The sequence below is a fragment of the Streptomyces sp. NPDC059373 genome (assembly GCF_042751495.1).
Lineage (GTDB): Bacteria > Actinomycetota > Actinomycetes > Streptomycetales > Streptomycetaceae > Actinacidiphila.
Genome location: NZ_JBHYXC010000034.1, coordinates 20,008 through 34,856, shown reverse-complemented (window position 1 = coordinate 34,856; position 14,849 = coordinate 20,008). Strand labels below are relative to the sequence as shown.

The window sequence follows — 14,849 nt, the reverse complement described above, 5'->3', positions numbered from 1 at the left end:
TCTCATGGGGGACGCTGGCTTATGGCTGGACAGCAGTACACGACGACTGAGGAGGAGATGGTTGCGTTCAGCAACAAGATCTCCACGGTCAACGGATCCATCCAGGGTGAGATCAGCCGCCTGCAGACGGTGATCGACACGATCACCTCCGGGTGGAAGGGCTCTGCCGCGACCGCGTACAACAACCTGCAGACGCAGGTGAACGAGGACGCGAGCAAGCTCAACCAGATTCTGGGTGAGATCAAGGACGCGATCGACACCACCACCAAGAACTACTCGGCCTCGGAAGAGGACCAGGCGGCGTCGATCAGCCAGGTCTCGTCGTCCGCTTCGCCCTTCGGATGACCGGACCGCGTACGCACTCCGTACGCGCGGCGAAGCAGCACACACGACCAGTCCACACCAACTCCCCGAGGAGACACCATGTCCGGCCAGATCCTCGTTAATTTCACGACGATCTCGCAGGCCTCTTCCGACGTTCGGCAGACGGCCGGCAACATCCGTACCCAGCTCGACGACCTCGAGAGCGGCGTCAAGAAGATCGCCCAGAGCTGGCAGGGTTCGGCCCAGGAGGGCTACCAGGCCAAGCAGGCCGAGTGGGACAAGCGCGCGGCCTCCCTGCACGCCACCCTCGAGGCCATCGCCAAGGCCCTCGACACCGCGGCCCAGAACTACCAGAGCACAGAGCGTCAGAACGCCAGCATCTGGAACGGCTGATACGAGCCGCCTCACCGGCTCTCGCACAACACTGAGGGTGGGCGCGCTGCTTCACAGTGCGCCCACTCTTCGCGTCCGTCACAAAACAGGGGGAAGAAGACCCGTGCGATCCCGCGCCGCACACTCCACCGCTGCAGCGCTCTGCGTCCTGAGCCTCGTCGGCCTGTCCGGCACCGTCGTCGCCACACCCGCCGCGGCGGACGACAACCCGAACATCCCGATCGCCAGCAACTCCTGCCAGTTCGGCGGCGACGACATCGCGGGCACACCCTGGTCCCTCCAGCGCATCCTTCTCGACGAGATGTGGGCCAACTCCCGTGGAGAGAACGTCAAAGTCGCCGTCATAGACACCGGCGTCGACCGCGACAACAAGCAGCTCCAGCAGGCCATCGACCCGGACCCGAAGTCGCGCGGCAAGGACTACATCGCTCCCGGCGGCGACGGCACCACCGACCCCGTCGGCCACGGCACCAAGGTCGCCGGCATCATCGCCGCCCGCCAGAAGGACGGCACCGGCTTCATCGGCATCGCCCCCAGAGCCACCATCATCCCCATCCGCCAGAACGACAACGAGGGCGGCGGCACCGCCGGCACCATGGCCGAGGCCATCCGCTACGCCGTCCAGGCCGGCGCCGGTGTCATCAACATCTCCCAGGACACCTCCTCCGCCCTCAGCCCCGGCTCGGACCTTGAGAAGGCTGTCGACTACGCCCTCAACAAGAACGTCGTCGTCGTAGCCGCCGCCGGTAACGACGGTGCCTCCGGCAAGGAGAAGAAGACCTACCCCGCCTCCTTCCCCGGCGTCCTCGCCGTCGCCGCCTCCGACCGCAACAACGAGCGCGCCTCCTTCTCCCAGCCCGGCGACTTCATCGGCGTGGCCGCCCCCGGCGTCGACATGGTGTCCACCGTCCCGAAGGGCGGCCAGTGCATCGACAACGGCACCTCCTTCGCCGCCCCCTACGTCGCCGGCGTCGCCGCCCTCATCCGCTCCAAGTACCCCAAGTGGACCCAGGCCCAGGTCGTCGCCCGCATCGAGCAGACCGCCCAGCGCACCGACCGCGGCCCCAACCACCTCATCGGCTGGGGCGTCGTCGACCCAGTAGCCGCCCTCACCAGCGACGACCCCCCCACCGACAAGCCCACCCCCGACCCGGCCTCCCTCCAACTCCAGAACGCCGGCAGCTCCATCGTCCCCGGCAAGCTGACCATCGGAGAGACACCGGAAGAGCGGAACGCCCGCTACGGGATCTATGTCGTGGGCGGCGGCGTCCTCATCATCGCCGTCGTCGTGGGCGCCGGGATCGCGATGCGCGACTGGCGCCGCAAGCATCCGATCAACACTCACGGGGAGGCCCTGTAAATGGGTAGCAACGACCAGTACGGAGTCGATCTCAGCGCCCTCGACCAGGTCGTCAAGGAGCTCAACCAGATCCTCAGCGACATGGGCGGCCCGAAGAGCAAGGCCCAGCACGGCACGTACCTCGCGCCCGGGCAGCTCGGCAAGGGCTTCTCGGAGGCGGACGAGTTGCTTGCGAAGCACGACGAGATGAAGACCTACATCGAGACCCAGATCATCTCGAAGATCGAAGGTCTCATCGATGACTTCGGCAAGAAGTCGAAGAAGACCAAAGAAGCGTACGAGGACGCCGAGGCCAGCACCAAGGCTTCGATGCAGATGTGATGCCGTCACACTCGCGCAGCGCAGCAGATCGATGGTGCAAGACAACGGGAATTGGGGGCTGACTGATGGTGGCAGCAGAAGGCGGTGGCGGCGGCAGCGCGGACACCCGAGGTGCGAGCGGCAAGGGGTTTGACACGCCGTTCAACCAGAAGGGGCTCGAAGACCTCAAAGGGATGGTTGAAGGCAGCAACATCCAAGCCGTGCGGGACGTCGCCCAGAACTGGATGGACGTCCACGACAACCTCGTCACGGGCGACGACTCCATCCTGTCGAAGTTCAACAAAGCGGTGACCAAGGTCCTTCAGCACTGGACGGGTACCTCCGCTGAGCAGTTCCTCAAAGCCGCGAACCAGATCAGCTCCAACATCAGCAGCGGTGCCCAGTACCCGGCGGCCGTCTCGAACCAGATGGCCCAGGTAGCCCAAACACTGCACGACGTGTACCAGGCGCTGTCGCAGATGCAAGAGCCCAGCCTGATGGACCGGGCCATGGACCGCGGCAAGGACTTCCTCGGTTCTGACGGAGGCAAGGTCACCGCCGTGGCAGCTGTCGTCAACCCCGTGTCCGGGCTCATCAGCGGTGGCGCAAGCCTCCTCGGGATCGGCGGCAACAGCGGCCGCAGCGACGCCCAGCTCAACGCGGACCTGGCCAACCCCAACATGGACACCGCGACCGCGCTCAAGCGGAACGCCGGTCAGCTGTCCGCGGGTAGGGAAGTCGCGCTCCAGGCAGCCATCCAGATGGAGACGCTGGGGACGACGTACAAGCGGGCCGCCGCGACCATGGGGGATCCCAATACTGGCAGCGAGGAGACAATTCCCGAACCGGGCGGCAAATCCAAGAACTCCGGCAGCGGTCAAACCGGGGGCGGAACCGGCGGTCTGAACACGGGAGTCACCAATCCCCACACCTCGACCGGCAACTACCAGAGTCCCAGCACGGGGGGTGGTTCGGGTATCACCCCCCTCACGACCACCATGCCCTCCATCGACGACAGCTCCCCCATGACCATCAGCCCGAAGAAGATCGATACTGGCAGCAGTTCCCCTGCGATCGGCACCAGCCTTGACAGCTTTGGCACTGGCAGCGGTTCTGGCTCCGGTTCTGGCGGAACCAGCGGCCTTGGCGGTTCGAGCGGGAGTTACGGCGGAGTCGGTTCTGGTGGGTCGTCGGGCTCCGGCGGTCTTGGGAGCACAAGCAGTCTTGGAGGCTCGGGGAGCGGAACCTCTGGGGTCTCCGGTGTCGGCGGTGTCTCAGCTTCGGGGCTCGGCGGCAGCAGTGCCGCCGGCCGTACCGGTACGGGCGCCGGCCGCACCGGCATGCCCGGCGCGGGCGGTGGGGCCGGCGCGGGTAAGGCCGGAGCCGGCGGCTCGACCGGCCGTGGTGCTCTGGCCCGCCAGAAGGGTGGCGTCGTCGGCGCGGCCAAGGGCAAGTCCGGCACCGGAGCCCAAGGCGGATCCGGCCTCCATCGCAGCCGCGGTGGTACGCAAGCCGGAGCGAGCGGCAAAAGCGGTCGGGGCATGGCAGGCGCACCTGGTGCCCACGGCCGCGGTAAGGGCGACGGTGAGGGGCGCGAGGGAGAGCGTCCGGACTACCTCATCGAGGACGAGGAGACTTGGACACCTGAGCGTAATGTGGCACCCCGGGTCATCGAGTAGGCGTCTGTCGGACGAGTGATCGGCGGAAACGCGAAGGAGCCCGCAGTCCTCGGGCTGCGGGCCCTCATTCACGTAAGGAGAGGTGTAAACAGCATGAGCTTCACGCGGACGCTGCGTGCAGTGGGCGGCGCGGTAGTGGCGGGAGCGCTGCTCTTCGGAACTGCGCCGGTCGCGTCGGCAGACAGCATCAGAAATGACCAGTGGGCACTCACCGCGTTCGATGCCAAAAAGGTTTGGACCGTGTCCACCGGGAAGGGCGTCACGGTTGCCGTCATTGATAGCGGTGTCGATGGGTCGCATCCTGACTTGACGGGAAATGTGCTGCCCGGCAAGGACCTTCTCAGCTCTGGGTCAGCTGATCACGAGACCAGCAGCACCCACGGTACGGCGATGGCGTCAATCATCGCAGGACACGGGCACGGCAGCGGAGATTCTGAGGGAGTGAAGGGACTGGCCCCGGATGCCAAGATCCTTCCCATCAGGTATCTCGCCGGTGACGGCAATCAGTTCAACAGTAAAGCCGACTGGGCGGAGGGTCTCCGCTATGCAGTGGATCAGGGTGCCTCTGTCGTCAACATGTCGTTCGCCAAGTATGCCCTCAGCGGGGATGAAAAAAAGGCCATTGCCTATGCAGCCGAACATGATGTCCTCATGGTGGCAGCGAGTGGAAATGAGCACACGGATAACGATCAATATGCATCGTACCCAAGCGGTGCACCGGGAGTCCTTTCCGTAGGCGCAATCGACAATACCGGGACGATCTGGAAGAATTCCAACTACGGATCGGAACTCCTCCTGACCGCTCCCGGCGTCTACATCCGGTCCGCGTCCCCCAACGGCAAGTACCACCTCGCCAACGGCACTTCGGACGCCACCGCCTACGTCTCCGCAGCCGCCGCCCTGCTCCGCTCCAAGTTCCCGGACCTGACCGCCGGCCAGATCGCCAACCGCCTCGTGAAGACGGCAGGCCTGCCCACCTCCGCGGAGAACCTCAGCCTTCCGGACAAGCACTACGGCTACGGCTTCATCCGCCCCTACCGGGCGCTCACCGAGAACATTCCGGCCGGCTCGAAGCAGGGCCCGCTGAAGACGCCCACGGCTGCGACTTCGTCGTCCTCCGACGCCTCGCCGTCGACCGGTGCCTCCTCGGGCGGCTCGGACGCGAGCAACTCCTCGGCGTCGTCCGACTCGTCGGGCATCGGGATCGGCGTCATCGTCGCCATCGGCCTGGCCGTGCTTGTCGTCGTGATCGTGCTGATCGTCGTCCTCTCCAGGCGCGGCGGTCGCCGCAACGGCCCGGGTGGCGGCGCTCCGATGCCGCCGCAGGGCGGCTGGCAGCAGCCGCAGCAGCCCCCGCAGCCGCCGAACGGCTGGGGGCAGCAGCCGCCGGGTGGCGGTTACCCGCCGCAGCAGCCGCAGCAGAATCCGTACGCCTCGCAGCAGCAGCCACCGAACCAGTGGCCCAACCAGTAGTCATCAGCATCTGTTGAGGCTTGTGGGACGCTTTTCCGGGCGTCTCACAAGCCTGCATTTCACTTGCCGGAACAGCCGCTGTCGGACCGCACGGTGCTTGCGCCGAACGCCCTCGACCCCGTTTCGACAGGCGACATCTGCGGCGGGGCTGCGACCGACGACGTCGCGGTCGTCAAGCGGAACCTCGCATCGGGAGCCGCAGCTGAATCGAAGGCCCCGTGAGGGCGGCCTGGGTCAGAGCAGCAACCAGTCCACGGCGAGCGCCGTGACGAGGCCGACGCAGAGCAGCCAGGTGGCCAGGCGGGTACGGCCGTTGCGGCTCAGCTCGATGACGATGCCGCAGAGGATCAGGGCGAGCCCGTAGTCGCCGACGACCAGGACCGAGGTGCTGCTCGCCAGCCGCACCACGAGGAGCACAGCCATCACGGCCATGAGGACGGAGGCCAGGATGACGCGGACGCGTCGCGCCTGGCGGGGCGTCAGGCCGGTCCGGGGCTCCTCGTCGGATTCGGGCTCGGATTCGAGCTCGGAGCCAGGCTCGAGCTCGGGCTCCGATTCAAGCTCGGGCTCGAGCTCTGGCTCGACGAGGGACGGGGTGTTGTCGGTGCCGCTCACAAGGTGATCGTAGCCGCCATGGGTGGGACTCAGAACAGGCCGTGCCACATCTGCTCGACCACGACCGTCCACCAATTCTCGACGTCGCCAAGCGCCGTCGGGTCCAGCGCGGCCAACTGTTCCTGGAAGGCGGCGACGGCCGCGCCCGCCTCGACCGGGTCCATGCCGTCCATCTCCTCCCGGGTCTGCACCAGCAGCGCCAGTGAGCGGTCGAAGGCGGCGACGGACCGGTTGATGAAGCGGCCGGTGCCGGAGACCGGGTGGACGGCCCAGACGGAGCCGATCCAGCGCTCGGCGCCCCGGCACTGGACGGTGACGACGTAGAGGCCGTCCGTGCCGATGCGTACGTGGCCGGCGAGGGTCTCCAGGGCCTGCTCGGAGGCCTCGGTCCCGCGCTCCCGCAGATGCGTGGCCGCGTCGGTGAACAGGCCGCCGGGCGGGGGCACGTCGGGGCGGTCGGCGGCGAAGAAGAAGGGGATGTCGGCGGGGAGGCCGGCCGTGGTGAGGGTGGCGGCGGCGGACTCGGGGAGCTCGGTGGCGGCGAGGTCGGCGGCGTCGTAGCGGCGGACGCCGTCCGCGCCGAGGACCTCCACCAGCTCCTGGCCGAGGGCGGCGTCGTCCACGGGCTCCGCCGGGGTGACGTTGTCCGGGACGGGGACGCGGTGGGGGCGGGGCGGGGGCTGCTGGCCGGCCATGCGGTGCATGGACTCGACGTTCTGGATGAGAGCGGCGATGCCCTCGGCGCGCTCCTCGGGCCGCATGCCGTAGTCCTGGGAGCAGGAGAAGGAGGCGTTCGGGAAGGCGTTGAGGATCAGGTCGCCGGTGTAGCCGCCGGGCAGCAGGCTGGGCCGCAGGTCGGTGTGGACGGCGACGACGTTGCCGGCCGGTACGCCGATGCCCTGCAGGTCGGCCCAGGCCTGGTATTCGGCGGGGGGCTGCCCGGGGGCGGAGGTGCGGAAGAGCGTGGTCTCCTCGCCGTTCGCGGGGTCGACGTACGAGAAGACGGCCGTGTTGCCCGGGCCCGTGACCGGCGGGGCCGCATCGGCGGACGCGGAGGCGCCGTGCTTGGCCTGATACATGCCGATGACCTCGTCCACCGGCACCGAGGGCCAGACGGTCAGCTCGCCAGTGCGCCGGTCGACGACCCCGCACGCGTTGCCGAAGTCGGCGGGCGGTCGGCGCTGCCCGGTCACCGGGTCCACCTCGACGGGCGGCGGCACCGCCCACACCACCCACCCGAGGTCGAACTCCTGAATGCCGACCCGGCGGTGCTGCTCCTGCGGAGCGTGGCCGTTGAGCCAACGGTCGGCGGTCGCGAGCGCTTGCGCCTGGCTGATCACGAGGAAGAGCTCCTTCAGACGGGTGTCGTACGTACGAGGTTATCGGTTGCGCGGGGCGGTTAAGCGGGGGTGGTGATCCGCAGGGCCTTGGCTCCGCGCTCGGTGGCCAGCAGCAGTACGCCGTCGGGGGAGAGGTCGGCGCCGGTGAACGGTACGTCGGAGATCACGGCCGCGACGACCTCCTCGGAGGCGCGGTCCCAGACCCGTACGTAGTCCGCGCCACGGCTCAGCGCCAGCGGGGCGGCGGCGCGCTCGTCCTCGCCGGGGCGCAGGATGGCCGCCGGGTCGAGGGCGTCCTGCGAAGCGGGCGCCGGTTCGGTGAGCCCGTGCACCATGACGGCGGCGCCGCCGAGGGGCAGCGCGCCGGGGGTGCCCTCGGGGACGACCAGGACGGCGACGCGTGACGGCTCCGCTTCCGGGGACGGTGCCGGCAGGGCCGCTGCCGTCACCGCGCTCACCCCGGGCACCGGCAGGCTCCACAGCGTCCGCCACGGCAGGGCCAGGCCCAGCGCGTGCACGGCGTCCGCGTAGTCCCGCAGCCCGTCCTCCACGAACGCCGTCTCCAGCAGCGCCGCCCGCAGCACCTCGGGCGCCTCGGTGCGGGTCAGCAGCGGCGCGACCCTTCGGTACGTACGGGCCGGGGCGCCCAGCGCCTCCAGCGGCACGGCTTCCACGGCGGCGCGCAGCGTGACGGGGTCGGCGTAGGTGAACAGGCCCGGGTCGGTGAGGAGTTGCGGCAGCAGCCCGGCCGCCAGGGCGTGGCCCGCGATGTAGTCGCGTACGTACGGATCGGCCTCGGCCCAGTTCTGGGCGGGAACCTGCTCCAGCAGCGCCACCGCGATCTGCGTCTGGGCCGCTCGCCCGCCGTCGGGGAGGCCGGACCGCAGTTCCTCGGCCAGCCCGGGGTGCAGCAGTTCGAGCAGAGTACGGCCGTCGTCCGCGGATTCCACCGGCGTGACGAACGGCCCGGCCAGCGTCATCGCCCCCGCGATGGCCTCGCCCATGTCCCGCCCCGCGACCGCACTCGCCAGCGGCGCCCACAGCTGCAACGGCAGCCCCTGGCCCTCCGCGAGCGCGAGCGGCAGCAGAATCTGCCGCAGCAGCTCCGGCTCGGCGCCCAGACGGCGGGCGTGCAGATCGAGGGCCTCGCCGATACCGCGCGGTAGCAGTTCGTGGTCCGCCGGATCGAAGCCCGCCGGCGCCATCAGGATTCCGTTCACCGCCAGTTGTACCGTCAGCCGGCTCCCGCCCGGCCCGTTCGCCGCCGCCCGCCCGGCGATCGCCCCGGCCAGCCGCCCGCGCGCCGCCGGATCAGGGGTGAACGGCAGCTCCGGCGCCCCGAACTGCGGGCTCAGCAAGGCGTCCGCCTGGAGCAGCAGGCCCTCCGGGTCGTCCCACTCCGGCTCGTCCAGGTCGATGACCTGCACCGTCCCCGGCGGGAGCCCGGCGGCCAGTTCGGCGGCCAGCGGGCGCGGCACGTCCGCGAGCAGCCGTACGGTCTCCGTGGCCGCCAGCGGCCGCAGCACCTCCCGTACGAGCCGGGCCGGCTCGTCCAGCCCCCGGATCGCCCCGGCCAGGTCCACGTCCGGTACGACCACGGTCACCGGCGCGTCCAGGGCGGCCAGTTCCGCGTACACGTCCTCCACCCGTGAGGCCTTCAGCCCGAAGTGGTCGGCCAGCACCCACAGCAGCTGCGCCGCCGTCAGCCCGTCCGGACCGGGCACGGCCGGTGCGGGCAGCTCCGGCGGCACGATGGTCGGATCCAGCTCGGCCAGCGGCAGCTGCTTCCTGAACTCCGGATCGCACAGCATCAGAAAGCCGGTCAGCAGCCGTGACACACCGCTCCCCGAACTCCCGGTCAGCACAACGCATCTGGGCGTCCCCGGCCACTCCATCCGCCAGGCCGCCAGCGCGCGCAGCGCCGCCGTCCGGCCGCCGATGTGGGGATGCGGTGCGTACTGGCCGCTCATGGCCTCTGCCGCCCTTCGCTCGTCGTGCGTGCGATACCTACGGACGCCGATCCTATGGCCATGGTTTCAACCCCCGGGCGCCTGGCACTATGGCATGCGCACGCACATCCTGAGACGGGGGCGATTCCATGAGTACCGAGCGCGAAGTCACCGACGACGACCTCCTGGAGGACGCCAGGGACCCGGCCCAGGCCGCCCGCCTCCACAAGGCCCTGCGCACCCTCCGCGACAACCCCAACGTGCCTCCCCAGCTCAAGCAGATGGCTCGCGAAGTCCTCACCGGCCGGCTCACCATGACCGACGTCGCCAAGGGAGGACCGTACCTCGACGCCCTGGGCGACGGCATGACCAAGATCCGCCGGGCCGCCGAGAGCCTCACCCCCGAGGAGGAGGAGCGCAACCGCGAGGCCGCCGAGCGCTACCGCCGCGAGCAGGAGGAAGCCGAGGCCCGCGAGCAGGCCGAGCGTGACGCGCCCGCGCAGCAGCCCACAACGCCGCGCCCGCGCGGACGCCGTGGCCGCATCTAGCTCTGGCCGATCCAGAACAGAGCTGTGACGTAAGGGCCTTGAAGAAGCACGGGTTGTCCTCAGTAAGCTTTTGAGATGACTGACTGCCGTGCCGGAACGTGATCGCCGCATGGACGGGGGAAGTTGATGGGACAGGACGGCCTCAAAGCCGCAACTGACGTTCTCGACACCGAGGGCAACAGCTTCAAGAAGATGAGCGAGTCCTTTGGCAATGCCGTGGACCGCCTCAGGAACGGGCTGACCACCCTGGAGCAGGGCGACACGCCTCCGTGGGGCGACGACGACATCGGCGAGAAGTTCGGTGTCGTCTACGAGGGAGTACGCGACGGCATGTACCAGTCGATGGACTTCCTCACCACCCGGCTGGACGACATCGGCAAGGCGCTGCAGGACATGGGCAAGAACCATGACTCCAACGAGACGTTCAACAACGCGCTCATCCAGCAGGAGCAGTCGCACGCCGACGCACAGGGCCAGTTGCTCAAACAGCTGAAGCCGCCGACGACTGTCTGAAGTACCGGCCGCCCGCAATCCGCAACTGACTCTCAACGGGGGAACACCGCGTGTCCATCATGCTGCCGAACTGGCTCGAATGGGTCCTCAACGAGGTCCTCGGGATGGACTGGCCGACGGCGGACGAGGACAAGCTCTTCGAAGCCGCCAACCTGTGGCGGGACTTCGCGACCGACGTGCAGGGGATCCAGTACACGGGCGTGACCGCGGCCGGCAATGTCATCTCCGAGAACCACGGCGACTCGATCGACGGCTTCAAGGGCACCTGGGACAAGTTCTCCGGCAACGGCTCCGGCTACCTGGACGACGCCCAGACCGTGGCCCTGGTCGTCGCAGGCGTCCTCGACGCGGCCGGCGCCATCGTGATCGCGGCCAAGGCGGCGGTGATCGTCCAACTGGCCATCCTCGCAGCGGAGATCATCGCCGCCCAAGCAGCGGCGCCCTTCACCTTCGGTCTGTCCGAGGTCGGGGTGGCCGGGGCCACCCAGGCGACGCGGATGATCGTGCGCCGTCTGCTCAAGGAGCTCAAGGACGCGCTGATCGAGGCGATCGTCGAGGCGATGAAGGAGCCCGCGATCTCCGCCCTCGAAGCCATCATCACCGACCTGATCTCCCAGTCCCTGAACGTCAACTTCGGCGCCCAGAAGGGCATCGACGTCGGCCAGACCCTCAAGGCCGGCTCCGACGCCGCCGTCGACCAGCTCAAGAACACCCCGCAGACCATCGCCGAGGGCGTCCGGGACAACCTGGGCGGCAAGGCCGGCCACAGCGCCCACCACGCGATCGACAGCCGGAACGGGCACGGGGACAGCAGTTCCTCCGACGGTGACGGATCGTCGTCCACGTCGTCCTCGACCTCGACGGACAGTACGAACTCGTCCAACGGCGACTCCTCGTCGGACACCTCGAACAGCACGAGCAACTCGAACAGCACGAGCACGACGACCACCACGAGCGGCGACGGCAACTCAGGTCCGACGACGACCTCACCGACCGGCCCGCTCAGCAACGGCAACGGCGACGGCAACGGCCCCACGAGCTCCGGCGGCACGCCACCGACTCTGTTGTCGACCTCGACGCCTGACTCCACGCCGGACTCGGCACCGGGCACAACGCCGGACTCGACACCCGTCCCGGCGTCGGCCGCCTCCTCGGTGACGCACGCGGCCGACAACTACACGCCGTCCCCCTTCGACCCGCCGCCCTCGGCGGACACGCCTTCCGCCACGGACTCGACCCCCACGAGCAACCCGGACTCGACTCCGGCCGCAACGCCCGGCGACTCACCGACGTCGACGCCGGCGCACGACTCGACACCGTCCGCCGATTCGTCGCCGCACGCCACGTCCTCGGACTCAGCACCCAGCTCGCCGAACCCGACCTCGTACACGCCGACGCACGCCACGGACACGACCGCCCACAACGTCCGTACGCAGTCCGACAGCATCGCCTCGCCCGACCTGAGCCAGCACTACACCCCCACCCACCAGTCGGGGGACACAGGACCGACCGCCCACCAGTCGCAGTCGTCCAACTCGGGCATGCCCTCCAGCCCCAACCTGGACAGCGCCGGCTCCGGCACCTCCAGCCGGCCCGGCACCACCGGCGGCACCAGCACGCCCACGACAACCGGCGGCAGCAACACCCAGATCAGCAGCCCCAACACGGCCGCTGCCGGCACGCCGTCCTCGACCTCCTCCTCGTCCTCGACGCCCTCGCGGACCACCACCCCGAGCAGCACTCCGGTGACCGGCCCCAGCCCCACGACCGGCGGCACGCCGTCGAGTACGGGTTCGAGTACGAGTCCCAACACGAGCACGCCGTCGAGTACGAGCACGCCGCCGAGCAGCAGCACGCCGCCGAGCAGCACGCCGTCGAGCACCACCCCGAACACCACCCCGGGCCAGAACGCTCCCGGGAACACCAGCCCCACCGCCCCGCCCCGTCAGGCGCCCGCGCAGCCGTCCCCGACGCCGCAGTCGCCCGACCGTCCGGCCGCCGAGGCGCCCGGCCCCCGCCCGCAGCAGCCGCCGCAGGGCCAGCAGACCCCGCAGACGCAGCAGCCGAGCACGACCACACCCCCGCCCCCGGTCCACGTCCACGCCACCATCCCGGCGCAGACCACCGCCCACCCCCAGCAGCACCAGCCCACCAACGGCCAGCAGCCACCGGCCCGCCCCACCGCCGACTCCCGCCCCTACGACCAGCCCGGCGGCGTCGAAGGTCCACGTCCCGACGACCAGAACAACCTGGAAAACCACATCCCCCGGGACGACAACGGCGACCCGGTCCGCCACCCCGACCCCAACGACGGGTCCTGGACCGAGCACATCAACGGCACCGACCCCACCGAGCCCGGCCGCAACAACAACTGCGTCGACACCGCCCTCTCCACCGTCGACACCTACTCCGGCAACCCCACCGCCGCCGCCTCCCGCACCCCCGACACCGACGCGGACGGCAACCCCTCCGACCGGGGCGAAACCGGCGGCCGCGACCGTATCGAGAACACCCTCGGCGCCAAGTTCTCCGACCTCGGCAACGGCCACGACGCCTTCACCCGCCTGGAATCCACCCTCCACGACTCCGGCCACGGCTCCCAGGCCGTCATCATCACCTCCGACTCCAACGGCCGCGCCCACGCCTGGAACGCCGTCAACCACAACGGCGACATCACCTACGTCGACGCCCAGACCGGCCAGCGCTCCAACACCCCCCTCCACAACGGCGACAACGGCGTCTTCGCCGTCCCCCTCGACCCCAACCGCCGCCCCGTCACCCCCGCCGACCCCACCCCCGGCACCAACCGCCCCACCGACTCCCGCCCCGCCACCACCGACCGCCGCCCCGACGCCGCGCCGGCCGGCTCGGACAACAAGCGGAAGCATCCGGACGACATGTCCCTCGACGGGGAAAGCCAGAGCGACAGGGACGAAGGGCCCAGCACGAAGCGCCCCCGGACCGACGATCCGCAGTCCGGACCGGCCCCGGACCGGGACAGCTCCCACGGTGACGGCGACCGTATGGACGTCGACAGCCATGGTGACAACACCCCGCAGAATCCTGACGCCCGCCCACTGCCCGCCGCCGAGCATCAGGGCTCCGAGCATCAGGGTTTGACGCCGGACAACGCCCAGGACAATCTCCGCACTCCTGGCCCGGACAACACACCGGAATCAGGCAGGAACCCGGTCCACCGGATCGATCTGGACGACCATGTGCACGACAGGGTGCAGCACTGGGCGGAGAACGGACAGCTCGCGGACGTACTGCGGACCTCAGGCGCCCGCGTCGAAGCGGCCCGTGAGGCCCGCGAGAATGGCCAACCGGAGCCGCCCACCCACCTCACCCATGACGAAATCGCGAACGCCCTCGGCGACGACTTCCGGAACATGAATTCCGGTGAGCGCTGTGCCGTTGTCGCCACTCTGGCCCGGCTGAGCGTAGGTTTCCACGAGGGCCAGGGCGTCGGCGGCAGTCCCCACCACGACCCCGAGGGCAAGCCGTACAAGGACTCCCCGCCACAGCGCAAGGGCAATGACGACCCCGCGAAGAAGTCCCCGCGGTCGGTTGCTGCCGCGTCGAGGGACAACGCCACCAAGAAGGAGGTACCGCCCAAGTACCGCCGGCCGGGCTCCGACGCGCAAAAGGCGCTGTCCGATCTCCACGAGCACGTCACGGGCAAGTCCAAGAAGAAGCTCAGCGCGAACGACATCAACGCTCTCATAACCGACGCGGGGCTGCATCGCCCCGATTTCTCGGCCAAGAACTACGCGGTGGTGGAAGTCGTCGACGCCGCCGGGAATCACACGTACGTGGTGGACTCCTCCGTCCCCGCCGACACCACCGGAGTTTCCCCACGGCATTCGGAGAAACATCTGCTCGACTGGATGGATACGGTCAACAAGACGCCGCCGAACGGTCAACCTCAGCGAATCGTGGCGCTGTACACGGAGCGCGAGCCCTGCGGCGAAGGCGAGGGGCACGCCGACTGCTCAAGCCGCATCCGGAAGGCGGAGTCCATGCAGAATGTGCCGGTGCAATACAGTGCCACGTACCGTGAGGATTCCGAAGGTGTGGACTTGCGGGACGCCGAGCGGAAGCGGCTGAAGGCGCAGCAGGCGGCGATCAGGAACGAACCCGGTTTCAACGCCCTGTCCGAGGAGCAGCAGAAGAACAGGCTGCAGGCGGCGAAGCTGTCCGACGCACAGATCAAGACCAAGGTCGGCAAGTTCGGGACGCCTGCGGAGGATGCAATCGAGGGCGAGATGGACGCGCACGTGGAGACGGTCGCCGAGACCTGGGCGAAGGTTCAGATGCACCTGATTTCGGCGAACAGCCGCTGATGCCGGACC

At 69.2% G+C, this 14,849-nt stretch carries 12 protein-coding genes; 9 read left to right on the top strand and 3 right to left on the bottom strand.

Annotated elements, in window-relative coordinates; genetic code table 11:
• Window positions 1-21 precede the first annotated feature (21 nt).
• The 6 genes from ACFXJ5_RS31890 to mycP (ACFXJ5_RS31865) all read left to right on the top strand — a co-directional run bounded on the left by ACFXJ5_RS31890 (window position 22) and on the right by mycP (ACFXJ5_RS31865) (window position 5,529).
• Window positions 22-345: a WXG100 family type VII secretion target gene (locus ACFXJ5_RS31890; protein WP_384638793.1), complete on the top strand. Its 324-nt coding sequence runs from the start codon at window positions 22-24 to the stop codon at window positions 343-345.
• A 78-nt stretch (window positions 346-423) separates the two neighbouring features.
• Window positions 424-717, top strand: coding sequence for a WXG100 family type VII secretion target (locus tag ACFXJ5_RS31885; RefSeq protein ID WP_384638791.1), 294 nt, complete (start codon window positions 424-426; stop codon window positions 715-717).
• Between the two features lie 103 nt (window positions 718-820).
• Window positions 821-2,077, top strand: a complete 1,257-nt coding sequence (mycP, locus tag ACFXJ5_RS31880; RefSeq protein ID WP_384638788.1) for a type VII secretion-associated serine protease mycosin — start codon at window positions 821-823, stop codon at window positions 2,075-2,077.
• On the top strand, window positions 2,078-2,398 hold the full coding sequence (locus ACFXJ5_RS31875) for a hypothetical protein (protein WP_384638785.1): 321 nt from the start codon (window positions 2,078-2,080) through the stop codon (window positions 2,396-2,398).
• A 65-nt stretch (window positions 2,399-2,463) separates the two neighbouring features.
• Complete coding sequence (locus ACFXJ5_RS31870; RefSeq protein ID WP_384638782.1) at window positions 2,464-4,056, top strand: hypothetical protein; 1,593 nt, start codon at window positions 2,464-2,466, stop codon at window positions 4,054-4,056.
• Between the two features lie 93 nt (window positions 4,057-4,149).
• Window positions 4,150-5,529, top strand: a complete 1,380-nt coding sequence (gene mycP, locus ACFXJ5_RS31865; protein ID WP_384638779.1) for a type VII secretion-associated serine protease mycosin — start codon at window positions 4,150-4,152, stop codon at window positions 5,527-5,529.
• A 234-nt stretch (window positions 5,530-5,763) separates the two neighbouring features.
• Here mycP (ACFXJ5_RS31865) and ACFXJ5_RS31860 read toward each other — a convergent pair whose 3' ends face one another.
• The 3 genes from ACFXJ5_RS31860 to ACFXJ5_RS31850 are packed head-to-tail and all read right to left on the bottom strand — an operon-like array spanning window position 5,764 to window position 9,454.
• Window positions 5,764-6,144 (bottom strand): hypothetical protein, encoded by a 381-nt coding sequence (locus tag ACFXJ5_RS31860; protein ID WP_384638776.1) that lies wholly within the window; start codon window positions 6,142-6,144, stop codon window positions 5,764-5,766.
• A 29-nt stretch (window positions 6,145-6,173) separates the two neighbouring features.
• Complete coding sequence (locus ACFXJ5_RS31855; RefSeq protein ID WP_384638773.1) at window positions 6,174-7,484, bottom strand: SUKH-4 family immunity protein; 1,311 nt, start codon at window positions 7,482-7,484, stop codon at window positions 6,174-6,176.
• 59 nt (window positions 7,485-7,543) lie between these two features.
• Window positions 7,544-9,454, bottom strand: coding sequence for an ATP-binding protein (locus ACFXJ5_RS31850; RefSeq protein ID WP_384638770.1), 1,911 nt, complete (start codon window positions 9,452-9,454; stop codon window positions 7,544-7,546).
• A 128-nt stretch (window positions 9,455-9,582) separates the two neighbouring features.
• Between ACFXJ5_RS31850 and ACFXJ5_RS31845 the strand changes: the two genes are divergently transcribed.
• From ACFXJ5_RS31845 to ACFXJ5_RS31835, 3 genes are all read left to right on the top strand, one after another.
• Window positions 9,583-9,981, top strand: a complete 399-nt coding sequence (locus ACFXJ5_RS31845; protein WP_384638767.1) for a hypothetical protein — start codon at window positions 9,583-9,585, stop codon at window positions 9,979-9,981.
• A 126-nt stretch (window positions 9,982-10,107) separates the two neighbouring features.
• Complete coding sequence (locus tag ACFXJ5_RS31840; RefSeq protein ID WP_384638766.1) at window positions 10,108-10,494, top strand: hypothetical protein; 387 nt, start codon at window positions 10,108-10,110, stop codon at window positions 10,492-10,494.
• A gap of 59 nt (window positions 10,495-10,553) precedes the next feature.
• The gene (locus ACFXJ5_RS31835) at window positions 10,554-14,840 is read left to right on the top strand and encodes a toxin glutamine deamidase domain-containing protein (RefSeq protein WP_384638873.1); all 4,287 of its coding nucleotides are present in this window, start codon (window positions 10,554-10,556) and stop codon (window positions 14,838-14,840) included.
• Window positions 14,841-14,849 lie beyond the last annotated feature (9 nt).